The following is a 24,121-nucleotide window of genomic DNA, read 5'->3' as shown; positions in this document are numbered from 1 at the left end:
GCAGCAGTGCCGCGTCGCATCAGCAGAGCGCTTCAGCCGCTCAGTGTTTTGGCTTTAACCCTGGCAATCAGCGGCTGCATCGGAACCGGAGGTATTGCCCCGCAGGGCAAGGTGCTGGAGGCCAATTCACTGGCCACCGACGAGGCGATCCAGAGCGCCGCGCAGGATGCGCACTGGCCCACCGCACAATGGTGGCAAGCCTATGGCGACCCGCAGCTGAATCGCTGGATCGACCTCGCCCTGCAAGGCAGCCCGACCCTGGCCATGGCCGCCGCCCGGGTGCGTCAGGCCCGGTCCATGGCCGGTGTGGCCGAAGCGGCCGAGTCGCTGCAGATCAATGGCGAGTCCACCCTCAAGCGTCACAACTGGCCTACCGACCAGTTCTATGGCCCCGGCGAGCTGGCCAACAGCACCACCTGGGACAATAACGCAGCGCTGGGTTTCAGCTATGCCCTCGACCTCTGGGGCCGCGAAAGCAATGCCACCGAGCGCGCCGTAGACATGGCGCACATGAGCGTCGCCGAAGCTCGCCAGGCTCAGCTTGAATTGCAGGACAACATCGTACGGGTCTACATCGAGTTGTCGTTGCATTACGCCCAGCGGGACATCGTCGAAGCGACCCTGAAGCAGCAACAGCAGATCCTTGAACTGGCGCAAAAGCGTCTGAGCGGTGGCATCGGCACCCATTTCGAGGTCAGCCAGGCCGAGACGCCGCTGCCGGAAACCCATCGCCAGATCGACGCCCTCGACGAAGAAATCGCCTTGAGCCGCAACCAGCTCGCCGCCCTCGCCGGCAAGGGGCCGGGGGAGGGCGCGCAGTTGCAGCGGCCAACGCTGTCACTGGGTGCGCCGCTGAAACTGCCGTCGTCGCTGCCGGCGCAATTGCTCGGCCAACGCCCGGACGTGGTCGCCAGCCGCTGGCAAGTGGCGGCGCAGGCGCGGGGCATCGATGTTGCCCATGCCGGGTTCTATCCGAACGTCGATCTGGTCGGCAGCCTCGGCTACATGGCCACCGGCGGCGGGGCCCTGGAGTTCTTGACTGGCAAGAAGCTCAACTACAGCGTGGGGCCGGCGATTTCCTTGCCGATCTTCGATGGCGGGCGTTTGCGCTCGGAGTTGGGTGAAGCCTCGGCCGGCTATGACATCGCCGTGGCCAAGTACAACCAGACCCTGGTCAATGCCCTGAAAAACATCTCCGACCAGTTGATCCGCCGCGAGTCCATGGACAAGCAGCAGGCTTTCGCCGCCGAGTCGGTGGCCACTGCGCAGAAGACCTACGACATCGCGATGATCGCCTACCAGCGTGGGCTGACCGATTACCTCAACGTGCTCAATGCCCAGACCCTGCTGTTCAAGCAGCAGCAAGTGCAGCAGCAGGTTCAGGCGGCGCGTTTGAGTGCTCATGCCGAGTTGGTGACGGCGCTCGGTGGTGGCCTCGGTGCCGGCAACGACGTGCCGAAAGACAGCCAGACTCAGGCGCCGAAAATCCCGAGCCTTTTGCGTTGAACACAAAACCTGTGGGAGCGAGCTTGCTCGCGATGAGGGCGGCACATCCAGTATTGATGCCGGCTGATACTCCGCTATCGCGAGCAGGCTCACTCCTACAAGGTGCCGGTTTTTATCGAACTTCACTGAGCAGGATTTGATGACTCCCTTGCCCGCACCCTTGCGTTGGCTGTACTCCCTTGAATGGCGTCGGGGTTTCTTCGACTGGGCACGCAGCGACGGCGTGACCTGGGTCTACATCTTCAAGGTGCTGTTCGCGGCATTCCTGACGCTGTGGCTGGCCATGCGCCTGGAGCTGCCGCAACCGCGCACGGCGATGATCACTGTGTTCATCGTCATGCAGCCGCAAAGCGGCCAGGTGTTCGCCAAGAGTTTCTATCGTTTTCTCGGCACCCTGGCCGGGTCGGCGGTGATGGTTGCGCTGATCGCCCTGTTTGCGCAGAACACCGAGCTGTTCCTCGGTTCGTTGGCGATCTGGGTAGGTATCTGCACGGCCGGCGCCACCCGCTGCCGCAACTTCCGCGCCTACGGTTTCGTACTCGCCGGATACACCGCGGCGATGGTCGGCTTGCCCGCGCTGGCTCACCCGGACGGCGCGTTCATGGCGGCGGTCTGGCGGGTGCTGGAAATCTCGTTGGGCATTCTCTGTTCGACACTGATCAGTGCCGCCATCCTGCCGCAAACCGCCAGCGCCGCCATGCGCAATGCCCTGTATCAGCGCTTTGGCGTGTTCGCCCTGTTCGTCACCGACGGCTTGCGTGGCCGCAGTCAGCGCGAGGCGTTCGAGGCCGGCAACGTGCGTTTCATCGCTGAAGCCGTGGGCCTGGAAGGCTTGCGCAGCGTCACTGTGTTCGAAGACCCGCACATGCGTCGGCGCAATGGCCGGCTCAGCCGCCTGAACAGTGAGTTCATGGGCATCACCACGCGCTTCAATGCCCTGCATCAGTTGCTCGAACGCTTGCGCAGCAACAATACGGATCATGCCGTGGCGGCGATAAAACCGGGCTTGCAAGACCTCGCCGAATTACTCGACGGCTTCAGTGGCCGTGCGCTGACCAGCGCCGATGCGGCGCGTCTGGTTACGGCGCTGAGCACATACAAGGCAGGGTTGCCGGCGCGGGTGCGCAGCCTGCGGGCGATCTTTCAGGAGAGCGAACCGAGCGACGACGAATTGCTGGACTTCCACACCGCCTACGAACTGCTCTATCGCTTCGTCGACGACCTGCACAGTTATGCACAGACCCACGCCTCCCTGGCCGATCACAGTCACGAACGGGAGCGCTGGGACGAGCCGTTCACTCCGCAAACCAACTGGATGGCAGCGGCAGCATCGGGGATACGCGCAGCGTTCATCCTGGTGGTATTGGGCAGTTATTGGGTGGCAACCGCCTGGCCGAGCGGCGCGACCATGACCCTGATTGCGGCCGCGACCGTGGGCCTGTCCGCCGCCACCCCGAACCCGAAACGCATGGCCTTTCAGATGGCGTGCGGGACGTTGCTCGGGGCGCTGATCGGCTTCGTCGAGATGTTTTTCATTTTTCCGTGGATCGACGGATTTCCGTTGCTGTGCGTGATGCTCGCGCCGGTGATCGTACTCGGCTCGTTCCTGACTTCGCGGCCGCAATATGTCGGCGTCGGCCTGGGCTTGCTGATTTTCTTCAGCACCGGATCGGTGCCGGACAACCTCACGGTCTACAACCCCTACACCTTCATCAACGACTACATCGCCATGGTGCTGGGCATGCTGGTGTGCGCAGCGGCCGGGGCGATCATTCTGCCGCCCAACAGCCGCTGGCTGTGGCGTCGGCTGGAGCAGGATTTGCGCGGTCAGGTGGTGTACGCCATCAGCGGCAAGCTCAAGGGGTTGGCGTCGAGTTTCGAAAGCCGCACCCGCGATCTGGTGCATCAGGCCTACGGCTTCGCGGCGGGTCAACCGCAAGTGCAGCGGGACTTGCTGCGCTGGATGTTCGTGGTGCTGGAAGTCGGTCACTCGATCATCGAGTTGCGCAAGGAACAGGCGATTCTGCCGGTGCATCCGGCCTATGCCGAATCCCAGCCGTGGCGCCAGGCGATCCGGGTGATGGGTCGTGCGCTGGTGCGGCTGTTCCTGCAACCGAACAGCAGCAACCTCGAACGCGCGCTGATCGCCGTCGATCACGCGATCAGCCATGTGCAGTCCACCGACGAACCCTTCGCCCCGCACTTCGATACCTCAGCGTTGCGCCGGGTGAAGAGCTACCTGCACTTCATCCGCACCTCGCTGCTCGATCCGCAATCTCCGCTCGCCGCCTTCGCAAGCAGCCAGCCCCAAGGACTTGAACATGCCTCGTGAAATCGCCTTCCACGGCGTGTACATGCCGACCATGACCCTGATGTTTTTCATCGCGGCGGCGCTTGCCTGGGCGTTGGACCGGTTTCTGTCCGGGTTCGACCTGTACCGTTTTTTCTGGCATCCGGCGTTGCTGCGCCTGAGCCTGTTTACCTGTCTGTTCGGCGCGTTGGCGCTGACTGTCTACCGTTGACTCTCTATCACTGACTCTCTATCTCTGAAGAATGCCCCGATGAAAAAGTTTTTCAGCCTGCTCGCGACCTTGCTGGTGCTGGCCCTCGCGCTGTGGATCGGCCGCTCCTTGTGGGAGCACTACATGAACACGCCATGGACCCGCGACGGCCGCGTGCGCGCCGACATCATCAACGTCGCCGCCGACGTCACCGGCGAAGTGGTGGAGGTGCCGGTGCGCGACAACCAGCTGGTGAAGAAGGGCGATTTGCTGATGCAGATCGACCCCGAGCACTACCGTCTAGCGGTGAAACAGGCGCAAAGCCTGGTGGCATCGCGCAAGGCGACCTGGGAGATGCGCAAGGTCAACGCCCATCGTCGCGCCGATATGGACAACCTGGTGATTTCCCGGGAAAACCGCGATGACGCCAGTAACCTCGCCGACTCGGCCCTGGCCGATTACCAGCAGGCCCAGGCGCAACTGGAAGCCGCCGAACTCAACCTCAAGCGCACTGAAGTGCGCGCGGCGGTGGACGGCTACGTCACCAACCTCAACGTGCACCGCGGCGACTATGCGCGCATCGGCGAGGCGAAAATGGCCGTGGTCGACATGAACTCGTTCTGGGTCTACGGCTTCTTCGAAGAAACCAAGCTGCCCCATGTGCGCGTCGGTGATAAGGCCGACATGCAACTGATGAGCGGCGAAGTGCTCAAGGGCCATGTGGAAAGCATCTCGCGCGGCATCTACGACCGCGACAACCCGGAGAGCCGCGAACTGATTGCTGATGTGAACCCGACGTTCAACTGGGTGCGCCTGGCGCAGCGGGTGCCGGTGCGGATTCACATCGATGAAGTGCCGGAGGGTGTGCTGTTGGCGGCGGGGATTACTTGTACGGTGGTGGTCAAGCAAGGTGATGGGGCATAAGACAGAGGTTCACTCCTTGCAAAACGTCTCATGCAAATGCCGCCAGATCACCCGGCCATCCGCCTGCTTCTCGAACACGACCGTGGAGCGACGATCCGAGTGCAGCCCGGTCGCATCGGTCTGTTGCTCGCGGTAGCTCACGGTCGCGCCGCCGTCGTAGAGCGCAATGCCGCGTAACTCGCTGAGCTCGATGCGGAAGCCGAGCTTCTTGCCGCCCGCCAGGGTGAACAATTCGTTCAGCGCGTCAAAATCCAGCACCCGGCCGAGTGGAGAGACCATGGAGAACTGCGGCGAAAAACGTGTCAGCAGTTTTTCGAGTTCGGATGCGTCGCGTTCTTCGGCCAGCCATTGTTCGATGGCCACGTGGGCCTGGATCACTTCTTTGAAGTATTCGGTGTAGTCGGTCATTTTGTTTCCTGAGATTCTGTGGTGTCTGTTCTGACGCCTTCGCGGTGTCAGAGCTGCCCACGCAACCCGAACCGCTTCATCAACCCCGATTCCAGCAGCCCCTTGGGCAACAACCCGGCCAGCAGCGGCAACGCGCGGCTGCCATTACCCAGGCGCACCAGTCGCGGTGGCTTGTCCTGCTGCACAGCCTTGAGCAAACCGGCGGCAAACTCATTGGCCGGGGTCGGGTTGTCCTGAGAGGCCTTCGCTCGGGCGCGTATGCCTTCGCGCAGCGGAAACCATGGAGACTGTTCGCTGATCAGTTGCTCGGCTTCGTGCCCGGCATTCCTTGCGAAGCTGGAAGCGATGGCCCCCGGCTGGACTTCCATGACCCGCACACCGAACGGCGCCAGTTCCATGCGCAAGGCATCGCTCAAGGCATGCACGGCGGCTTTCGAGGCGCAGTAGGCTCCGGCGAATGGCGTGACCAAAACACCCGAAACGCTGCCGATATTCACGACCAATCCTTTGCTCCGGCGCAGCACGGGAAACATCGCGCGAGTGACGCCAACGACAGCGAACACATTGGTTTCGAACTGGCGTTGCATGGCCGGTACGCCACCATCGAGCAGCGGCCCCATGGCGCCATAACCCGCGTTGTTGATCAGTACGTCGAGGCCGCCGGTCTGTTGGTTGATTCGCTCGCTCAAGGCTTCGAGTGCCGGGCCGTCGTTGACATCCAGTTGTACGGCCGTGAAACCCGCGGCGGTGAGTGCAGCGACATCTTCAGCCCTGCGCGCACTGGCCCAGACTTCATAGCCGGCGACCTTGAACGCATCGGCAAGGGCGCGGCCAATGCCGCTGGAGCAACCGGTAATCAACGCAACGGGCATGGCGCATTCCTTGTGCAAAAAATGGGGGAAGGATCAGTCGGAAAAACTACCCTGCAATCGCTCGGCGCGAAACTCCAGGGTTTCCGGACGGTAGCCAGGACGCAGTGGCGGCAGCGGCAAACAGTCTTCCCATTTGCCACCGGCCTGCAATTCACCAGGGCCACGATAACGCGGGGCGGTGTATTGATTGTCGGCCAGGTTCACCGTATCGCCCGGTGCATAAGCCGCAACCCGCCACCGCAACTCAGTCAGCGGCACGTCATTGCCGTTGTTCAGGGTCAATTGCAATGGGCGGTCGGCGGGACATTGTTGTGGCGCGTAACTGATGCGCAACTCCAGGCGTTGCAGTTGCTTGAGTTCGCGGTGGTCCATCCAGATGACCCAGGTGGCGACGATGCCCAGCCCCACGGCAGCCGCCAGGGATACGGGCAAGGCCTTGGCCGGATAGCGCAGCAACAGGATCAGCCAGGTGATGACCAGCAGGACGCCGATGAACATGACGTGAAATCTCGGGAGTAGAGAGAGTCATCCTACCTAAGCGCGGGTGGGGTTGGCGATGGGCGATTCGGTGGCGTGCTGACTGGCCCCATCGCGAGCAGGCTCGCTCCCACATTAGACCGAGCCGAGCACAAAATCTGTGATCAACCTAATACCCTGTAGGAGCGAGCCTGCTCGCGATGAGGCCAGGTAAAGCAATAAAAAACCCAGTGCAAAAAAAAACCCGCCCAGCCTGCTGCGGATAGGGAACGCAGCAGGCTGGACGAGGGCTTCTTGTTTTACTGAACGTTATTGCGCGATGGTTTTCACCGCCACGCCACGCTCAACCGGTGTCGAACGCCCGTAGATATCTTCAAACCGCTCGATATCGTCTTCGCCCAGGTAGCTACCCGATTGAACTTCGATGATCTCCAACGGGATCTTCCCCGGGTTACGCAGCCGATGCACCGAAGCGATCGGAATGTAGGTCGACTGGTTCTCGGTCAGCAGGAACACGTTTTCATCACAGGTCACCTCAGCGGTGCCGCTGACCACGATCCAGTGCTCGGCGCGGTGGTGGTGCATCTGCAGCGACAGGCACGCGCCCGGCTTGACCGAGATGTGCTTGACCTGGAAGCGGCCGCCCATGTCCACCGAGTCGTAGGAGCCCCACGGACGGTAGACCTCGCAGTGGTTCTGGGTTTCGCTGCGACCCTGTTCGTTGAGGGTGTTGACCATCTGCTTCACGCCTTGGACCTTGTCCTTGTGGGCGATCATCATGGCGTCCTTGGTTTCGACCACGACGATGTTTTCCAGGCCGATCACCGACACCAGTTTGCCGTTGCCGTGGATCATGCAGTTTTTGCTGTCCTGGATCACCACGTCGCCTTTGGTGACGTTGCCGTTGGCGTCTTTTGCATTGACCTCCCACAGCGACGACCAGCAGCCGACATCGCTCCAGCCTGCGGTCAGCGGCACGACGCAGGCGCGTTGGGTTTTTTCCATCACCGAGTAGTCGATGGAGTTGTCCGGGCAGCAGGCGAAGGTGGCTTCGTCGAAGGTGATGGTGTCGGCATCTTGCTTGCTGCGCTCCAGGGTCAGCAGGCAGGTGTCGTAGATGTCCGGATCGTGCTTCTTCAGCTCTTCGAGGAAGCGGCTGGCGCGGAACAGGAACATGCCGCTGTTCCAGAAGTAGCCACCGGACTGGACGAACTCGGTGGCGCGCTTCACGTCAGGTTTTTCGACGAAGTGCGAGACGCGGCTGACACCTTCAGGCAGCAGCGAGTCGTTGGTCGACTTGATGTAGCCATAACCGGTTTCCGGCTTGGTGGCCGGCACGCCGAACAGCACCATTTCACCGTTTTCAGCGGCGACAGTGGCCAGGGCCAGGGCGCGTTGCAGGGCTTTCTGGTCTTCCAGCACGTGGTCGGCCGGCAGTACCAGCATCAGTTCGTCGCGACCTTCATTGACCAGCATCATCGCGGTCAGGGCCACGGCCGGCGCGGTGTTGCGACCGAACGGCTCCATCAGGATGCGCTGGGACTCCAGCTTGCGCGCCGCCAATTGCTCGTTGACGATGAAGCGGTGGTCTTTGTTGCAGACCACGATTGGCGTGTCCATGCCTTCGAACACCAGGCGTTCCAGGGTTTGCTGGAACAGGGTGTGTTCGCCGGTCAGGGCCAGGAACTGCTTAGGGAATTGTTTACGGGAAAGCGGCCAAAGACGTGAGCCACTACCACCTGACAAGATCACCGGAATCATGTTGTTACTCCTTGAATATCGATTGGTTAGAGCTACTGCGTTCTGTCGTTTCACTCTTGTTTTTGTTCCGTGTCCGGGCTGACGCTGCGATTCAGTGTGGGAGCGGCGTCAGCCAGGCAAATCGTTTAGCGCGTCGACACCGGGCGTTTCACCCAGACCGGCGACAGGCTGCTGCCGCTGCCGGTGACGTACAGCACCGCGGCTTCACCGCGTTCCAGGGCGACCGGTTTCACGTCGCCGACTTTGGTGGTGCCGTCGTACAAGGCCAGGCTGACCTTCACCGGGTTGATTTCACGCTCGCCGCGACCCTTGGGTGCAACGTTCGGGACTACGTCGGTCTTGCCATCGGCGGTCTTCAGGGTCAGCGCCTTGTCGCTCAGGTTTTGCACGCGTACCAGGGACTTCTGCTTGTTCTTGAACGGCGGCTCTTCGATCAGTTGCGGTGCGCCGCTGGCGTTGTTGACCAGGGTGTAATAGTGGTCGCCGGCCAGTTTCACCGGCAGGCTCTGGCTACCGACCTTGGCGCTGTAGTCGCCGCCCGGCATGAAGCTGAAGTCACTGCTCGACAGTGGCGCGACATCGCTCAGGTTGGTGCTGCCGACGGTGGCGCTGACTTCGGAGTTGCTCGCGTTGTAGATACGCACGAAGGTCGAGCCTTTCGGTGCGGTCGGGCCGTACAGGGCGGCGTCGCCACCGGCGAAAGCCTGTACCGACAGCACGCTGAGGCCGGCAACCAGGGCAATGCGTTTGGCGAGACGACGAGGAGTTGTAGTGAAAGTCATGGTGTACCTCTCTTTCAGTTTTGCGCCCGGTCGGGCGTCTCGGATTTGTTGATGGCTACGTTTTGTTGGCGGGCGCCGGCTTGTTTAAGCTCTGCGACCCACTGCGGGTCGGCGTCGCCGATTTCGTTGTTCACAGGCAGATATCGTTCAGGGAACTCCCAGATCAGCACCTGTGGCGGGCTGTTCTTGAAGGCATCGCTCTTGAGGTAGCTGAGCATCGGCAGAATCGGGCCGTGGCCGTCTTCGGCGTAATTGACCACGTCGCTGTGCAGCGCTTGCTTGAGCGCACCGACGAAGTTCCAGTTGGGGTTGGCGCTGTAGCTGGTGCCGATCAGGGCCACCGGCACTTCGGTGTTGGCGAACAGGGCATCGTCACCGGCCGGCTGGTCATCCGCTGCCACGGTGTTGCGCTTTTGCAGTGGCTCTTGCGCCGGCATCAGGTTTTCGAACAGCGGGTCGAGCGGCAGGAACAACTGCAGGTCGCCCTTGTGCGTGATGGTCTCCGCAGGTTCGGTGACGAAGCGCTGCGGCTCGCCGCTCAGCGGGTACTGGTCGGCAATGGTTTTGGCCAGACGGTTGGCGGCGATCTCGGCGCCTTGCGGCGTCCAGTGGGTGTCGGTGCGCAGGAACACTTGCTGGCCATTCTGCTTGGCCTGTTGCAGCGGGCCGAGCAGGTCAGGGGCCGGAATCCGGTCGGCGGCCAGGCGCTGGTGGAAGTCCTTGTAGAGGTTGGCGTGGATGCTCGCCGGTTTCACTTCACCGAGGTGTTCCGGGTACAGGCGCACCTTGGCCGGCACTACCGCCATCACCAGTTGTACGCCTTTCTCTTTCAGGGTCTGGCGTACGCCTTCGACCAGCGCGTAGTTGCCTTGCAGGTTCAGCTCTTCGTTGACCACCGGGTGGAATTCTTCATCGCTGTACAACCACTGGTCGCGACCGAGCACCACACCCGGACGACCTTCGTTGAACAGTTTGAAATCCAGCGCGGCCCAGAGGTTGGTGCCCAGGCGCTTGATCGGGAACTCGTCGTCGTAGTGCGTTTCCACGGCCTTGGTCCAGCGACCGTTGAGCACCGTCGCATCGGCGTTGGTGCTGAAGCCGAAGAAGCTGCGCACCGACCACAGACCGAGCACCAGCAGGGTCACCAGGAACAGCGCGATGTAGAAGATGCGTAATGAGCGGGTCATGGTCAGATCCCTCAGAACTGGAAGTAAAGGAACGGCGAGAAGCTTTGCGCCGAGAGTTTGAGAATCGAGGCAATGAACAGCAGCAGCACCAGCGCACGCATCACGTAGCGCGACCAGTCAGCGGTCCAGTAGGCCGGTTGCACCTGGGCTTCGACGCCGACGGTGTAGCCAGGCTGGTGGATGCTCGCGGGGTTATCCCCAGGCACGGCCTTGATCGTTCCCGGTGTCGCAGCGGCCGGGCCGTCGGCGTCGACGTTCACCGCAGGCTTGGTCTTGGCCGGAGGCTGATTGGTGTAGAAATCCCGCAGGCCGAAGAACGCCAGGGTTACGTAAGCCACGATCAGGGTCGCCACTTGCAGACCGGTGAGGCTGGCCTGGTTGAGTTCCGACAGCGACCAGTCGCCGAAGCTGAACATCGCGCCGTACATGCGACCGGCGACGTGCAGGTTTTCTGCGCGGAAGATCACCCAGCCCATCACCACCAGCAGGAAGGTCAGTGCCCAGCGGATCGGGTTGAAGCTGCGTGGAGAAGTGTTCAGGCCGATGGCTTTCTCGATCGCCAGCCACATGCCGTGCCACGCACCCCAGACGATGTAGGTGATGTTCGCGCCGTGCCACAGACCACCGAGCAACATGGTCAGGAACAGGTTGCGATAGGTCATCAGCGTGCCTTTGCGGTTACCGCCGAGGGTGATGTACAGATAGTCACGCAGCCAGGTCGACAGGCTGATGTGCCAGCGCCGCCAGAACTCGGTGATCGACTGGCTGACATACGGCTGCTTGAAGTTTTCCATGAAGCGGAAACCCATCATCAGGCCCAGGCCGATGGCCATGTCGCTGTAACCGGAGAAGTCGAAATACAACTGCGCGGTGTACGCCAGCGCGCCGAGCCAGGCATCGCCCGTGGTCGGGTTTTGCAGGGCGAAGCAGTGGTCGGCCACCACCGCCAGAGTGTCGGCGATGAAGACTTTCTTGATGAAACCCTGCATGAACCGCGTGCAGCCCTCGGAGAACTTGTCGAGGGTGTGGGTGCGGTTGTTGAACTGGTCGGCCAGGTCGCGGAAACGCAACACGGGGCCGGCGATCAAGTGCGGGAAGATCGCCACGAACGCCGCGAAGTCGATCAGGTTGCGGGTCGCCGGGGTGTCGCCACGGTAGACGTCGATGATGTAGCTGATGGACTCGAAGACGTAGAACGAGATCCCGATCGGCAGCAGCACGTGGGTCAGGATGAATGGCGAAAGGCCCACCGACGTCATCATTGCGTTGATGCTGTCGACGCCGAAGTTGGCGTACTTGAAGTAGCCGAGGATGCACAGGTCGACGGCCACGCCGAGCAGCAGCCAGCGCTGCGCCGGTTTGGTCCTGACCCCGGCGGCACCGACTTTCAGGCCGATCCAGTAGTTCCACAGCGTGACGCCGGCGAACAGCGCGAGGAAGTCCACACGCCACCAGGCGTAGAACACGTAGCTGGCAATCAGCAGCAGCAAATTGCGATAGCGTTGCCCGCTCAGGTAGTACAAGCCGAGGAAGATCGGCAAGAACAAAAACAGGAACACGTTGGACGAAAAAACCATCCCGATCTCTCCTTGTTTGAACCAACAGTCAAGGGCCAACGGCCCCCCCAAACCCCCCACAGAAATCCGGGGGATGTATTGCATGCTGCGCACTTACCTGTGGCGAGGGAGCTTGCTCCCGCTGGGGTGCGAAGCACCCCTAAAACCTGATGACGCGGTGTATCAGTCAATCCGCGTTCACTGGGTTACGACTGCTTCGCAGCCGAGCGGGAGCAAGCTCCCTCGCCACAAGGGAATACAGCCAGCCTTAAGAACCCTTGTTGCCCTTTTCATTGGCCGGGTCGTAGACCTTGGTCAGGTCACCGCCGAGGCGGAAGGTCTTGAACGGTTGCATCTTGTGCTTCTTCGCCAGCACCTCGGGCGAGCAGGTGTAGAGCGAGCAGAACGGTTCGAGCCAGGCGAATTTCATGTCCTCTTTCAGGTCGGTCATGTCCTGTTCCTTGCCGTTCTTTTCCTCGAACTCATCCGGGTCTTTCACCCCGGACAACACCCGGTCACCCAGGCGTTTGAGTGCGCCATTGTTTTCCTGACGCAGATCCACACCGTTGACCTGGGCGAAACTGGCGATCATCGCCAGCGGCGGCAGGGCGTAGTTGTGGTAGGCCAAGGCCCGTTGCTGACGCTTGAGTTCGTTGGGCAGGTAGCCGTCGGCGTCGATCTGGTTGGCGCCGACCTTGTATTCCTTCACCGCCCAGTCGAACAGGTCGCGGCGGTTGGTGGCGACGGAGGTGGCCATCACCGACCAGGCGGCCCAGTACGAGTGGTTGTTGGTCATGTCGAGCGGCAGGTTGTCCCAGTCGCTGACCACCTGGTCGGCCATCTTGCTGAACCAGGCTTCGATCACTTGCGCTTCCTGTTGATGGGTGGCCAGCGGGTGAGAGTCGGAAAATTTCAGGCGGATGTACGCCGAAGCCATACTGCCCAGCGCCCATTTGCGCATCGACTTGCCGGTGTGGTTGAAGTCCTTGGACATCAGCGCGTCAGCCTGGGCCCAGGCCGTCAGCCAGCTCAACGTGCATTCCAGTTGTTCCGGGCGACCGTCACGCATGAACTGCATCACGCGCTTGCTGGTGCCGCGCTCGATCTTGGTGATGTCGGCGGTGCTCTCGCGAAAGGCTTTTTCCGATTGCACGTTCAGGGTCGCGCGGGCCTTGTCCGAACCTTCGTACTTGCTGCGAAATTGCAACGAGCCGGTGTACGGCGTCGGCATCGCATCGCAGCCTTCGCTGTTGTCGCCCGTCTTGAATTTATCCACAGGCGCAAAATAGCCCTGGGGTGGACGTAGTGGCGCAGCCGCTTGCGTGGCCCCGGTGAACATCGCCAGGCTCAAGAGCGTCGGTGCCAACAGTGTTGAAAATTTCGGATAGCGCATAGCAGACCTCATTGCCCGACCGAAGCAGTACGCTGTTCGGCGCCCGGGAATACGTTGCGTTTGCAAATTTTCGCTTCGACTTTCTGTGGTGCGGCACCGGCTTCGGGGCCCTGGACTTCAACGGCCAGCAGGTTCTGCGAGGCCCAGTCTTCATCCGTGCGCAACTCGAAAGCGAAACGCCCGTCAGTCTCGGAGGTTTCCGGTTTGTCGATCTTGATGTCCTCGTGGCGACCGTTCATGTACCAGAGGGTGGCTTGCAGGGTTTTCACCGAGGTGTCGGCGAAGCGGACGTCGACCTGATGACTACCGTTGCGCAGGTCCATGTTCTTGCTGTTGACCATCAACTCGTTTTTGCCCGGCTTGAGCGTGGCGCTGCCGGACATCTGTGCATCCTTGCCTTCGCAACCGTTGTCCAGCAACGCCATCATCTGGCGGTAGATGGTTTCCTGGTCGAGGCGGTACAGCGGCGAGAATTCCCAGATGAGAATCTTCGGCGGGTTCTTCTGGAACTCGTCGCTGCCCAGGTACTGCAGCATCGAACCTTCCAGGCCGCCGCCGGGGAACGCCACGTTGAGGATGTCGGCGCCGATGGCCTCTTCGAGGAAGCCGGCGAAGTTGTAGTTCTTGCCACTGTGGGAGGTACCCACGAGGGTGATTTGCGGGTTGCCGGAGTCGCCGAACAAATCGCCATCGCCCGCTTCGCCCTTCGGCTCGGTGGTGAACTGATCCATGTACTGGATCGCGTAGCTGGTGCCACAGAGTTGACCGGCCATGTTGTGCAAGGTTCCGGTCTTGCCCATGCGACCCGACTTTTTGGTCTCGAATTCGCGCTTGGGAATGTCGGCGAATTCAGGCAATTGCTTGACCTTCTCGGCGACGATTTTCGCCGTGCGCTGGGCGCCGTACGGGGTCCAGTGCTGGTCGCCACGGAAGTAGAAATCGTGGGCAGGCAGGGTGTCGGGCAACGACTCGTTGGTCAGCGGCGACAGGTCCGGAACCACGTAGCCCATCTGCGCGAAACGACCGAGCATGGACTGGTAGTTCTTCAGCGCCTTGTCGAAGTCGAAACTGGCTTTCTCCGCCGGGTTGAGCTTGTTGCGGTTCACCAGACCACGGGTCGGCTGGTACACGACAACCAGTTCCACGCCTTTGCTCTTGAACGCATCGTGCAGTTGTTTCATGCGTTTGTAGCCGGCGGGCGTGGTGTCGAATTCGGTGCGCAAGTCTTCTTGCGTACGGAACAGCCAGTCACCCTGGGCCTGCACCAGCGTGGTGAAGTTCTGCTGATAACGGGTGGTGTAGTTCTTCGGATCGTGAGCAGCCGGGCACAGGCTGCAGCACGGTTCTGCGGTGAAGCTCGGCGCTTTGATTTCGTCGGCGCGAACACCGCCGCTGGCCGCGAGAATGCCGGCGGTCAGGGCCGACAGGCTGAGTAATTTGATCAAGTGTGGGTGCATAAGATTATCCTCAGTCCCGCATTTCGGTCTGGCGTTCGACAGGGTCGATCAGCACGGCTTTCTGCTGGCGCACCAGCAGGTCGAGAATTTCATCCTGGCGCTCGCCGAGGATGCCGGTGAAGCTGATGCCGCTGGCCTTGGCTGGCGCGAGCATGGACACGCGATACAGCTCGACACTCAGCGGCGAGTCGATGGACAGCGGGCCGCTGCCGTTGGCCGCCAGCTCACCGCCGACCACGATCAGCGATACCTGGGCGTCGAACGGGTCGAGTTTGATGTCACGGTCGGTGTTGCTCAAGTCCTTGATGTGCCCGTAGACACCGGTCAGGCCGTTGGCCATGGCGACGTTTTCGTACAGGCGAATGTTCACGCTGTTACGAATGCGGATGCCGTGGCGCTTGTTGCTCAACACGCGGTTGCCCCACAGCAGGTTGTCGGCACTCTCGTAGAGGGTGATGCCGTCGGTGTGGTTCTGGTAGATCTCGTTGTGGGCAATCAGGTTGTTGACGCTGTTACGGTCGATCACCAGCCCCGAGAGGTGGTTGTCGTAGCTGCGGTTGTTGAAGATGAAGCTGTCGTTGACCTCACGGGAAATAATGATCCCGTGCTTCTTCTTCGTTCCGTAAACGGTGTTGTCGGCGATGATCAGGCCGTGGGACCGGTCATGCGGGTCGATGCCGTAGACGATGTTGTCTTTGTAGGTGTTGCCCTTGACCACGAAGTCGCGGGTTTCATAGCAGTAGAAGCCGTACCACATGTCCGAGAATTCGGAACCGACGATCCAGCCGGTCGGCTCAGGGCGCTTGAGCACCTTGGCCATGTTCGGCGTGTACTGGGAAATACTCACGCCGTAGGACTTACTGTTGGCGTAGCCGAAACTGGCGATCTTGCTGTTGGCGATGTAGGTCTCGGTGCCGCCCCAGGACAGCAGGAACGGACGGAATTCCTTGGGCGAGGTAAACGTCGCCGGGCCGTTGTCCTTCTCGCGCCAGCCAGTGATCTTGGTATCGCGCACGAACAGCTGGCCGTCGTTGACCAGGAACGCACCGGCCTCCTGGGACAGGCGCAGTTCCTGGGTCTGCTTGTCGATTTCCAGAATGCCGCGACGACCGACCACGATCGGCAACCGGGAGAGGAACACTCCCGGCGAGGTTTCGCTGAAGTACTGCTTGGGGACTTTTTTCGCCAGGTCCTTGAGGTTCATGTAGCCGTCGTCGACGAAGATTGCCTGGGGGATGCCGTGCTGACGCACCACCCATTCGGCCATCTTGTTGTCGCCACCGATGAAGTCCTTCAGGGCGTCTTCCTGCATCATCCGGCGCAGGCTGATCTTGCCCGGTTTGCTGCGCACGACCTTCGCGGCGATGGCCTCGGCGGTGTAGCCGGAAACGTCCGGCAGTTTCGGCGTGGCCAGTTCCAACGGCGCGGTCGGCGCGCTGCTGACGGTGTAGGTCTTGGCCTGTTGCAGTTCCTTGGCCGTGGTTACCGGCTTCGCCGGTTCCACATTGGCGAAGGCAGTCGCGCTGGCCAGCAGCATCGCGCCGGCCAACAGGCTGATCGAGCCTTTTCGGGCTGGATGATTCATCTGGGAGACTCCCTTCGCAATGTGCATCAGAAGCGCCAGATCACGTCGATGAACGCGCGGTGCATGTACGAATCGACTTCCTTGCCGTACGCATCGCCTGGCTTGAACACGCCACCACGGAAGCGCACCAGGGCCGAAGGCTCGTCGATCGACTGGCTCAATGCCGCCGGCAACAGGCCTTGCTTGAAGTACTTGGTGACTACCAGATCCATCTCCTGACCGAGGTCTTTCTCGCCATCGTTCAGCGGCAGGGACGTGGTGGAAAGAATTGCGCCGGTGGCATCGTCGGTGTTGTTTTCGACGGCGTTGATGCCATTGCTGCCGATCGGCTTGTTGCCGTCGACGCGCCAGAACTTGTGGTAGATCAGGCTGGCGTCGTATTCGTCGTTGAGCATCCACGAGCCGAACAAAGTCGCGGTCTGCATGTTTTGCATTTCGCCACGGAAGGCTTCGCCGAAACGGTGAACCCGCGAGCGCGTACCGGTGTAGTTCGAGCGGTTGCTTTCCAGACCGTTCTGTTCGTACTCGGCACTGGCGCGGGCATAGGCAGCACCGACTTGCCATTGCGGATCGAGGCGCAGGCGCACGCCGACATCGGTGGCCCAGCCGTTGAGGCTTTCACCGCGCTTGGCTTCAGCTGGCGACGTGCCATCGGCGTTCAGCGGGTTGACCTTGTCGATGTCGCCGCTCATGCCGGTGATGCTGCCCCAGTAATTGACCGTGTTGGTATTGCGCCAGTTATAGGCGTCGCTGTCGGCGGTCAGGCCGATCCAGCTGATGTCACCGTTCTGTTTCTTGTCCAGCGAATCGGCCGGCACGCCCGGTTCCGGGTAGTCGAGCTTGCCGTTGTCGTGGGTATGATGACCGCGAATACCGACCCAGTTGCCCGGTGTCCACTGATACGAAGCATCGGCGTAGGCGTGCAGGCGATCCTTGTCTTTCGGGGCGAGTTCCGTGAGGTCGGTGCGGTACTCGCTGAAACGTTCGGCGACCCCGACGTTGGCGCGCAAGAGGGTTGTGTCGAACGTCCAGTTCAGGGCTTCGATGTTGGTGTCGCGCCATTGGCCGTCGGCGTTGTGCAGACGTTGGCGACCGAGCTTCAACTGCTCGCCCGGATACGGCGTAAGTCCGCTGTAGCCGACCCAGAATTCGCGCATGGCCAGGTAGTTTTTCTTGGTCTTGCGATCACCGTTGTCGGTGGGCGTGGTGCCATCACTGGCGGTCCCTTGCAAGGTGTCCGTCTCGATGATGTCGGTGGCCGTCACGGCTTGCCCCATGGCATAGGCGCTCCACGCGCCGCTTTCGCCATAGATCCATGGACGCAAGTCGAGGCCGACGCCGTTGACGTCGCCACCGCTCTGGGTACCGAGGTCACTGTCGTCTTCGGATTGGCCGGTAACCTTCACTTCCAGGCCAAAGTTCTTGGTTTCTTCAGTCATCGCAGCAAGCGTCGGGCAAGACCAGATCAGCGCGAATGTCAGGCCAATGCCGGCCTTCATGAATGGATTCAACTTCATTGGGATTCCTCGCCATCTTCTTCTTGCAGGGCATGCAGTTCCGGCGTGTTCGGGCTCAGGGCACCGCGCACGGCCTGTTCTTGTTTCAACAGGCGTTGGGCTTCGGCCAACCGGTCGGGCGGCAATTGCGTTTGGATTGTTTGCGCAAGCTCGGTGGCTTGCGGAGTGTTCTGGGCCAGGGCCAGTTGGCTGAAGACGTAGGCGTTCAGCGGATCAGGCTTGGTGCCCTTGCCTTGGGAAAACAGTTGGGCAATGGCGAAGTCGGCGCTGTTCTGGCCGTTGCGCGCAGCAGTCAACAGATGGTCGAGGGCCTTCTGCGGATAGACCTTGCCCAGGTAGCCACGGCGATAGATCTGGCCGAGGTAGTAATCGGCAGCGACTTCGCGGCCGACGGCTTTCTGGAAATGCGCTTCGGCGACCTTGGCGTCGGCAGGCACCAGTTTGCCTTCGAAGTAGAGCTTGCCCAGCAACAACTCGGCGCGGGGCTGGTCGGCGGCGCGGCCGTTGTCCAGGTACTTCATCATCTGGTCGACGTCACCCAGTTCGGGGAAGTCGTAGAGCAGTTGTGCGAGGGTGACCCACGACGCCGGGTAGCCCGGTGCGATCGGTTCGAGCAGCGACTGCGCGGTTTTCTCGTCGGTCTTGCCCAGGGACGCATCGGCGAGCACACGGGCGACGCTGTCGACGCGCTGTGCCGAAACGGTGCCGCGGGCATGCGCGGCTTGCATCTGCTTGATCAGCTCGGCCTGTTGCTCTGGCTTGGCCTGTTTCTGATAGACCGTGGCCAGTTCGACGTAGCAGATATCGCTGGTGTTGAGCGCGGCCTTGCAGATCTTTTCCACGTCATCCAGGTGCTGGTCGTAGGTGCCCTGGGTGCGGTAGAGCAGCACTTGCGCCAGGCCGGCTTCCGGTTTGTTCTCGGCGCGCCATTGGCTGATCTGCTGCTGCGCATTCACGTTGGGGAAGCTGTGCGGGTATTGCAGGTACAGCATCGCCAGCGGAATCAGCGTATTGCCTTCGCCATTGGCTGCCGCTTTTTTCAGCAGGGTTTCGGCTTCGTGTTGCTCGGCTTCGGTGGAGCCGGGCTTGGCCACCAGCAAGCGTCCAAGGCGTGCCTGGGCGCGCGGCGAAACATCGGCCGCTGCGCGATAGGTCGCCTCGGCCTGTTTCATCTGCGCCGGGTCACGGCTGTCGACCTGGATATCGGCCAGGCCGACCTGCGCTTCGCTGTAGCCCAGGTCTGCCAGTTGCCGGTAATTCTGCGCGGCGGTGGCGGTATCGCCACGCTTGAGCGCTTCGTTGGCCAGGCGCTGGTCGGGCAGGCCGGCGCAACCGGCCAGGCTGATTGCCAAGGCCAGCGAGCACACCATCAATCCAGTGTGGGAGCGAGCCTGCTCGCGCAGCAGGCGACTCGGTGCATCAGACAGACCGCGTCGATCCCATCGCGAGCTGGCTCGCTCCCACAGGGTCGGCGGCGTGTTGAGGGTTGGAGTAGTCACAGGCATGTCCTCGACTTAAAGACCGACAGCCATGGCTTTGTCGATCAGCCAGTTCAGGTTCGGGCCACGGTCGCTGTTCACTTCCACCGGGCGGCCGGCGAGGGAGCTGTCCAGGGTTTCGTCCGGCTGGATCAGCACGCGGATGTCCGAAGACAGGTCGGCGCTTTTCAGGCTGGTGCTGCTGACGATCTTGCCGGTGCGGCTCTTGTCCTCGCCGGCGATCTGGAAGCGCACCGAAGTACCGGGGCGCACGTCGCCGAACTGGCGATAGGAGAAGCGCGCTTCAACATTGGCTTCGCTGTTGCGCGGCACCAGTTGGAAGATCACGTCGCCCTTGCTGGCGTACTGACCGTTGGCGACCATTTGCTGGGCCACGGTGCAGTCGCAAGGCGAGGTCAGGGTGCCGGTCATCTGCTTGCCGAACAGTTCTTCAACCTTGGCCGGTTGCAGTTGGTCTTCGTCCAGATGGCCCTTGAGCACGTCGAGCATGCTGGTGCTGAAGGTCGCCAGCGGTGCGCCCTTGGCGGCTACGCCGTCGGCTTTCACCAGGCTCTGCACGGTGCCGTCGCGGGGCATGGTGATGTTCACGCCCGGCACGCTGACCAGACCGGCCTGGGCGTGGCTGACGAAGTACATGCCGTACACCGATTTGAAAACAAAGCCGAATGCAGCCAGGCCAACAACGAAGATCCCCAGGCTGAAGGTCACGGCTTTCATGCGGCCGAACGCGGTCATGCCGTGACCGCCGTCCTTCATCTTGCGCGCCTTGGTGAAGTTGTCGCGCTGCAGGGTCGCCAGCATTTCACCCACGCTGACGATGTCGCCGGCCAGGTGCGAAGTGATCAGGTGGCGCAGGGTCGAGATGTCCCGTGGTTCCAGGTTCTGGAACTGGCAGCCGGTGCGTCCGGTCTCGCGATCGAAGGAGCGGACCTGCAACTCGACGTCCATGGCCAGGCCGAGGTTGTCGATGACGAATTGCAGGCGGGCCTTGTACACGTCACCGATCTTCAGCGGCAATTGACCGGCGTTGAACGCCAGGCCACCGGCGGACAGGTCGATCACCCGGGCTTCGACCGGCGTCCGGTCTGGGCCGAAGAAACGCAACTTGGCCGGGATTTTCACTCGGGCGTGTTGGCGCTGGGCTTCGGATTCGTGCACTACGTTGGCGTTGACGGCGGTATTCATAGGGGCGTTTTCCTAGTTAATTCAGGCGAGTTCGGTCAGACCATCAACAGCAGCACGGCGACAAAAATGCTGCCGGCAGAGAAGGTCATGGTCCGAGACGACCAGGTGTTGAACCAACGTTGAAAGCTGGCGAGATCACGGGTCAGAGAAGTGGGTTGGCGAGTCCAGGACTGTTTGTCGAGGCGGAAGAACACGTAGATCTTCACCAGCGCGCCGACGATCTGGTTGTAATAGAGAATCGCCGGGTAGGCCGGGCCGATCCGGTGTCCGGAGCACGACAGCAACAAGGTCAGGATGAACCGGGTGATGCCGATCCACAGCAGGTACACCAGGATGAACGCGGTGCCGTACTTGAAGCTGGCGATCAACGCCACGGTCAGGCCCAGCAGCGAGGTCCACATCGACACGCGCTGGTCGAACAGCACCACCGAAGTGAACACGCCGAGGCGTTTGATCCCCAGGCCCAGGGCACGGGAGTTCTGCCGCAGGTTGTTGCCGTACCAGCGGAACATCAGTTTGCGGCTGGCCTTGATGAAGCTCTTTTCCGGCGGGTGTTCAACGGTGTTGATCGCCGCGTCGGGCACGTAGAACGTGTCATAGCCAAGGCGCATCAAGCTGAACCAACTCGACTTGTCATCGCCGGTAAGGAACTTGAAGCGACCCAGGCGCCAGTGTTGCAGCGAGTCGCTTTCCACGTCGGCGATGAAGTCCGGGTTGGTGACCACGGTGGCGCGGAACACCGACATGCGGCCGGTCATGGTCAGCACGCGCTTGGACAAGGCCATCGAGCACATGTTGATGTGGCGCTGGGCGAAACGCAGTTTGTGCCATTCGCTCATGATGTAGCCGCCGCGCACTTCGCAGAATTCGTTGGTGGTCAGGCCACCGACGTTGCCGAACAGCTGGAACCACGGCACGGTCTTGAGCACCACGCCTTCGGCCAGCACGGTGTCGCCATCGATCACCGCGACCACGGCACGATCATCCGGCAGGTGCCGGGAGATGGCGCGGAAGCCATAGGCCAGGCCATCGCGCTTGCCAGTGCCGGGAATGCGCACGAAGTCGAGCTTGACCCGGGACGGTGGGTTCATCCGGTTCCACAGGCTTTTGACCAGCAGCTCATCGGACATTTCCACGATGGAGCAGACCACTGTGGTCGGCAGGCCGCAGTCGATGGCTTCGCGGATCACCGAGCTGTAGACCTGTGCGGTGGTCAGGGCATCGATGCGGAAACTGGTGACCATCAGGAACACGTGGGACGGGTCAGCCGCTTTGCCCAGCTTGCGCACTTTGCGCCGCAGGTACGGGTAGACGATGTACAGAAAAATCATGCCGCGCACAAAGTGAGTGGCACCCATCGAGTAGCGCCAGATACCTACGGCGCCAATCAGGAAAATGAAGTCCTTCGACTCGGAGTCGAACGTGGACACGGGCAACGCCATGGCGAGGCCCATCAGTAAACTCAGGTAGAACAGCCAACCGGCGGCCTGAAGTAGGCCGTGCTTTAGCCTGTGCATAATCGGAATCCTAAAGTCAGTTGCAAGCCCCAAGCTTCAAGCCCCAAGCGAGGAGCTTTGAACTTGCGGCTTGGAGCTTGAAGCTTGCGGCTGCTTTACCAGCAGATACCTTCGGCCCGGCTATTCGTGCTGGTGGCCTTGGACATGAAACCAACCAGGTCGATCACCTGCTTGCCGTGTGGAACGTCCTGCACCAGGGCGCGGAATTTCTCGTCACGGTTGCCGAGGATGATCACGTCGGAGTTGTTGATCACCGCGTCGAAGTCGGAGTTGAGCAAGGACGAGACGTGAGGGATCTTCGACTCGATGTAGTCCTTGTTCGCACCGTGAACGCGGGCGTACTCGACGTTGCTGTCGTAGATGCTCAGGTCATAGCCCTTGCCGATCAGCATTTCCGCCAGGTCGACCAGCGGGCTTTCGCGCAGGTCGTCGGTGCCGGCCTTGAAGCTCAAGCCCAGCAGGGCGACTTTGCGTTTGTCGTGGCTGGAAACGATGTCGAAAGCGTTCTGCACCTGGGATTCGTTGCTGCGCATCAGCGAGTTGAGCAACGGGGCTTCCACGTCCAGGGAACCGGCGCGGTAGGTCAGGGCACGCACGTCTTTTGGCAGGCACGAGCCACCGAAGGCGAAGCCTGGGCGCATATAGTACTGGGACAGGTTGAGGGTCTTGTCCTGGCAGACCACGTCCATCACTTCGCGACCGTCGACGCCGACCGCCTTGGCGATGTTGCCGATTTCGTTGGCGAAGGTGACCTTGGTGGCGTGCCACACGTTGCAGGTGTACTTGATCATCTCGGCAACCGCGATGTCCTTGCGGATGATCGGTGCGTCGAGCTCTTCGTACAGCGATTGCAGAACGTCGCCGGACGCCTTGTCGAATTCACCGATGACGGTCATTGGCGGCTGGTCATAGTCGGCGATGGCGGTGCTTTCGCGCAGGAACTCAGGGTTCACGGCCACGCCGAAATCAACACCGGCCTTCTTGCCAGAGCAGTCTTCGAGAATCGGGATGACCACGTTGGCCACAGTGCCCGGCAGTACGGTGCTGCGTACGACGATGGTGTGGCGGGTGGTCTTGTCACGCAGGACAAAACCGATTTCGCGGCACACTGCCTCGATGTAGTTCAGCTCCAGGTCGCCGTTCTTCTTGCTCGGCGTGCCCACGCAGATCATCGACAGGTCGGTGTCGCGAATCGCCTCGGCGAAGTTGGTGGTGCCACGCAGACGACCTGTCTGGATGCCCTGGGCCAGAAGTTCACCCAGGCCCGGTTCAACGATCGGCGATTTGCCGGCATTGATCATATCGATCTTGTCTTTGGCCACATCGACGCCAACGACGTCATGGCCCCGTGCAGACAGGCAACCGGCACATACTGCGCCGACGTAACCCAAACCAAAAATGCTGATGCGCATCGCAATTACCTCTCTGTTATCAAGCCTGTATACATCAAGCCATTAGATGGCCGGAGTTAATGGTGTTCAGCGTGTTTAGTGCACTCGCAAGTGTGCCTTGCAGGCACGACAATGCCCTGTGCTGGCATATAAGTTACGAGTGTCTAAATAAATGCACTCAAGGTGTGCGCAACTAGGCCTTGTTGTTATGATTTGCCCTGTTATGCAGCCGATCCTCCTTTCAGAAGGATGCAGGTGCAACGGCCTTGCACGCTTGATGTCGGGCCGAAAGCCCGTGGATCAAGCGGTTGGGTGCTCGGGTGAGCACGTTTATAGGGGCGCTGCCGTGGCCTTGTAGGGGATAGCCATACTGCGTTATCTCCTCTCCGATTGCCGTTGTCCAAATCAGTGATTAGTGAGGGCAAGTTAATATTACAACTTGGCTACATGAATCGCTTATCTGCGTAAGTTATCTCGTACACGCTCGGCGAGAATCGTTACCGGTGGTATGAACGGCGCGTTTGGACATAGTTCCAGTCCGCTCATCGTCAAATCTGAAATTTCTTGAAATATTGAGAAAGATGGCACTGCTCTCAAACTGAT

At 61.1% G+C, this 24,121-nt stretch carries 19 protein-coding genes; 4 read left to right on the top strand and 15 right to left on the bottom strand.

Features of this window, described 5'->3' with window-relative positions; genetic code table 11:
* Nucleotides 1-6: 6 nt before the first annotated feature.
* From KGA96_RS06400 to KGA96_RS06385, 4 genes are all read left to right on the top strand, one after another.
* Complete coding sequence (locus tag KGA96_RS06400) at nt 7-1,506, top strand: efflux transporter outer membrane subunit (RefSeq protein WP_223512047.1); 1,500 nt, start codon at nt 7-9, stop codon at nt 1,504-1,506.
* 139 nt (nt 1,507-1,645) lie between these two features.
* Nucleotides 1,646-3,838: an FUSC family protein gene (locus tag KGA96_RS06395; RefSeq protein ID WP_223465445.1), complete on the top strand. Its 2,193-nt coding sequence runs from the start codon at nt 1,646-1,648 to the stop codon at nt 3,836-3,838.
* Nucleotides 3,828-4,028: a DUF1656 domain-containing protein gene (locus tag KGA96_RS06390; protein ID WP_007896379.1), complete on the top strand. Its 201-nt coding sequence runs from the start codon at nt 3,828-3,830 to the stop codon at nt 4,026-4,028. Before KGA96_RS06395 ends, KGA96_RS06390 begins: the two co-directional genes overlap by 11 nt.
* Nucleotides 4,029-4,067: 39 nt before the next feature.
* Entirely contained in the window at nt 4,068-4,931 is an 864-nt protein-coding gene (locus KGA96_RS06385) for an HlyD family secretion protein (protein WP_046041943.1), read from the top strand.
* A 9-nt stretch (nt 4,932-4,940) separates the two neighbouring features.
* On the opposite strand, the gene KGA96_RS06380 is transcribed toward KGA96_RS06385, so the two are convergent.
* The 15 genes from KGA96_RS06380 to KGA96_RS06310 form a co-directional block, all read right to left on the bottom strand.
* Complete coding sequence (locus tag KGA96_RS06380) at nt 4,941-5,339, bottom strand: DUF4440 domain-containing protein (RefSeq protein ID WP_223512045.1); 399 nt, start codon at nt 5,337-5,339, stop codon at nt 4,941-4,943.
* Nucleotides 5,340-5,386: 47 nt separating this feature from the next.
* Nucleotides 5,387-6,211 carry an SDR family oxidoreductase gene (locus KGA96_RS06375; RefSeq protein WP_223512043.1) on the bottom strand — a complete coding sequence of 275 codons (825 nt, stop codon included), beginning with the start codon at nt 6,209-6,211 and terminating at the stop codon, nt 5,387-5,389.
* 33 nt (nt 6,212-6,244) lie between these two features.
* Nucleotides 6,245-6,709, bottom strand: a complete 465-nt coding sequence (locus KGA96_RS06370; RefSeq protein ID WP_223465444.1) for a multidrug transporter — start codon at nt 6,707-6,709, stop codon at nt 6,245-6,247.
* Nucleotides 6,710-6,997: 288 nt separating this feature from the next.
* Complete coding sequence (locus KGA96_RS06365; protein WP_046041946.1) at nt 6,998-8,449, bottom strand: mannose-1-phosphate guanylyltransferase/mannose-6-phosphate isomerase; 1,452 nt, start codon at nt 8,447-8,449, stop codon at nt 6,998-7,000.
* Nucleotides 8,450-8,574: 125 nt separating this feature from the next.
* Nucleotides 8,575-9,231, bottom strand: coding sequence for an alginate O-acetyltransferase AlgF (locus KGA96_RS06360; RefSeq protein ID WP_046041947.1), 657 nt, complete (start codon nt 9,229-9,231; stop codon nt 8,575-8,577).
* A gap of 14 nt (nt 9,232-9,245) precedes the next feature.
* Nucleotides 9,246-10,418, bottom strand: a complete 1,173-nt coding sequence (locus tag KGA96_RS06355; protein ID WP_046041948.1) for an alginate O-acetyltransferase — start codon at nt 10,416-10,418, stop codon at nt 9,246-9,248.
* 11 nt (nt 10,419-10,429) lie between these two features.
* Nucleotides 10,430-11,995, bottom strand: a complete 1,566-nt coding sequence (locus KGA96_RS06350) for an MBOAT family O-acyltransferase (protein WP_046041949.1) — start codon at nt 11,993-11,995, stop codon at nt 10,430-10,432.
* A 247-nt stretch (nt 11,996-12,242) separates the two neighbouring features.
* Nucleotides 12,243-13,367 carry a mannuronate-specific alginate lyase gene (locus KGA96_RS06345; RefSeq protein ID WP_046041950.1) on the bottom strand — a complete coding sequence of 375 codons (1,125 nt, stop codon included), beginning with the start codon at nt 13,365-13,367 and terminating at the stop codon, nt 12,243-12,245.
* Nucleotides 13,368-13,375: 8 nt separating this feature from the next.
* The gene (locus tag KGA96_RS06340) at nt 13,376-14,824 is read right to left on the bottom strand and encodes an alginate O-acetyltransferase (RefSeq protein ID WP_046041951.1); all 1,449 of its coding nucleotides are present in this window, start codon (nt 14,822-14,824) and stop codon (nt 13,376-13,378) included.
* Nucleotides 14,825-14,834: 10 nt separating this feature from the next.
* A complete protein-coding gene (gene algG / locus KGA96_RS06335) occupies nt 14,835-16,409 on the bottom strand; it encodes a mannuronan 5-epimerase AlgG (RefSeq protein WP_046041952.1) in 1,575 nt (524 codons plus the stop codon).
* 26 nt (nt 16,410-16,435) lie between these two features.
* Complete coding sequence (locus tag KGA96_RS06330) at nt 16,436-17,926, bottom strand: alginate export family protein (RefSeq protein ID WP_046041954.1); 1,491 nt, start codon at nt 17,924-17,926, stop codon at nt 16,436-16,438.
* Nucleotides 17,923-19,425, bottom strand: coding sequence for an alginate biosynthesis TPR repeat lipoprotein AlgK (algK, locus tag KGA96_RS06325; protein WP_080925337.1), 1,503 nt, complete (start codon nt 19,423-19,425; stop codon nt 17,923-17,925). The genes KGA96_RS06330 and algK overlap by 4 nt, the downstream gene beginning before the upstream one ends.
* Before the next feature lie 15 nt (nt 19,426-19,440).
* Nucleotides 19,441-20,610: an alginate biosynthesis protein Alg44 gene (locus KGA96_RS06320; protein ID WP_046041956.1), complete on the bottom strand. Its 1,170-nt coding sequence runs from the start codon at nt 20,608-20,610 to the stop codon at nt 19,441-19,443.
* 35 nt (nt 20,611-20,645) lie between these two features.
* Nucleotides 20,646-22,127 carry a mannuronan synthase gene (alg8, locus tag KGA96_RS06315; RefSeq protein WP_046041957.1) on the bottom strand — a complete coding sequence of 494 codons (1,482 nt, stop codon included), beginning with the start codon at nt 22,125-22,127 and terminating at the stop codon, nt 20,646-20,648.
* 95 nt (nt 22,128-22,222) lie between these two features.
* The gene (locus KGA96_RS06310) at nt 22,223-23,539 is read right to left on the bottom strand and encodes a nucleotide sugar dehydrogenase (RefSeq protein ID WP_046041959.1); all 1,317 of its coding nucleotides are present in this window, start codon (nt 23,537-23,539) and stop codon (nt 22,223-22,225) included.
* Between the last annotated feature and the right edge of the window lie 582 nt (nt 23,540-24,121).

This window comes from Pseudomonas sp. GL-R-26 (assembly GCF_019947365.1).
Classification (GTDB): Bacteria; Pseudomonadota; Gammaproteobacteria; order Pseudomonadales; family Pseudomonadaceae; genus Aquipseudomonas.
The sequence above is the reverse complement of the archived record's forward strand: the minus strand, read 5'-3'. Positions and strand labels throughout refer to the sequence as shown.

What these genes read in the sequence shown, in the direction of transcription:
- KGA96_RS06395 (WP_223465445.1), top strand. Translation starts at nt 1,646, where the DNA reads ATGACTCCCTTGCCCGCACCCTTGCGTTGGCTGTACTCCCTTGAATGG.
- KGA96_RS06370 (WP_223465444.1), bottom strand. Translation starts at nt 6,709, where the DNA reads ATGTTCATCGGCGTCCTGCTGGTCATCACCTGGCTGATCCTGTTGCTG.
- KGA96_RS06360 (WP_046041947.1), bottom strand. Translation starts at nt 9,231, where the DNA reads ATGACTTTCACTACAACTCCTCGTCGTCTCGCCAAACGCATTGCCCTG.
- KGA96_RS06385 (WP_046041943.1), top strand. Translation starts at nt 4,068, where the DNA reads ATGAAAAAGTTTTTCAGCCTGCTCGCGACCTTGCTGGTGCTGGCCCTC.
- KGA96_RS06390 (WP_007896379.1), top strand. Translation starts at nt 3,828, where the DNA reads ATGCCTCGTGAAATCGCCTTCCACGGCGTGTACATGCCGACCATGACC.
- algG (WP_046041952.1), bottom strand. Translation starts at nt 16,409, where the DNA reads ATGAATCATCCAGCCCGAAAAGGCTCGATCAGCCTGTTGGCCGGCGCG.
- KGA96_RS06375 (WP_223512043.1), bottom strand. Translation starts at nt 6,211, where the DNA reads ATGCCCGTTGCGTTGATTACCGGTTGCTCCAGCGGCATTGGCCGCGCC.
- KGA96_RS06310 (WP_046041959.1), bottom strand. Translation starts at nt 23,539, where the DNA reads ATGCGCATCAGCATTTTTGGTTTGGGTTACGTCGGCGCAGTATGTGCC.
- KGA96_RS06340 (WP_046041951.1), bottom strand. Translation starts at nt 14,824, where the DNA reads ATGCACCCACACTTGATCAAATTACTCAGCCTGTCGGCCCTGACCGCC.
- KGA96_RS06345 (WP_046041950.1), bottom strand. Translation starts at nt 13,367, where the DNA reads ATGCGCTATCCGAAATTTTCAACACTGTTGGCACCGACGCTCTTGAGC.
- KGA96_RS06320 (WP_046041956.1), bottom strand. Translation starts at nt 20,610, where the DNA reads ATGAATACCGCCGTCAACGCCAACGTAGTGCACGAATCCGAAGCCCAG.
- KGA96_RS06330 (WP_046041954.1), bottom strand. Translation starts at nt 17,926, where the DNA reads ATGAAGTTGAATCCATTCATGAAGGCCGGCATTGGCCTGACATTCGCG.
- KGA96_RS06365 (WP_046041946.1), bottom strand. Translation starts at nt 8,449, where the DNA reads ATGATTCCGGTGATCTTGTCAGGTGGTAGTGGCTCACGTCTTTGGCCG.
- KGA96_RS06355 (WP_046041948.1), bottom strand. Translation starts at nt 10,418, where the DNA reads ATGACCCGCTCATTACGCATCTTCTACATCGCGCTGTTCCTGGTGACC.
- KGA96_RS06350 (WP_046041949.1), bottom strand. Translation starts at nt 11,995, where the DNA reads ATGGTTTTTTCGTCCAACGTGTTCCTGTTTTTGTTCTTGCCGATCTTC.
- alg8 (WP_046041957.1), bottom strand. Translation starts at nt 22,127, where the DNA reads ATGCACAGGCTAAAGCACGGCCTACTTCAGGCCGCCGGTTGGCTGTTC.
- KGA96_RS06380 (WP_223512045.1), bottom strand. Translation starts at nt 5,339, where the DNA reads ATGACCGACTACACCGAATACTTCAAAGAAGTGATCCAGGCCCACGTG.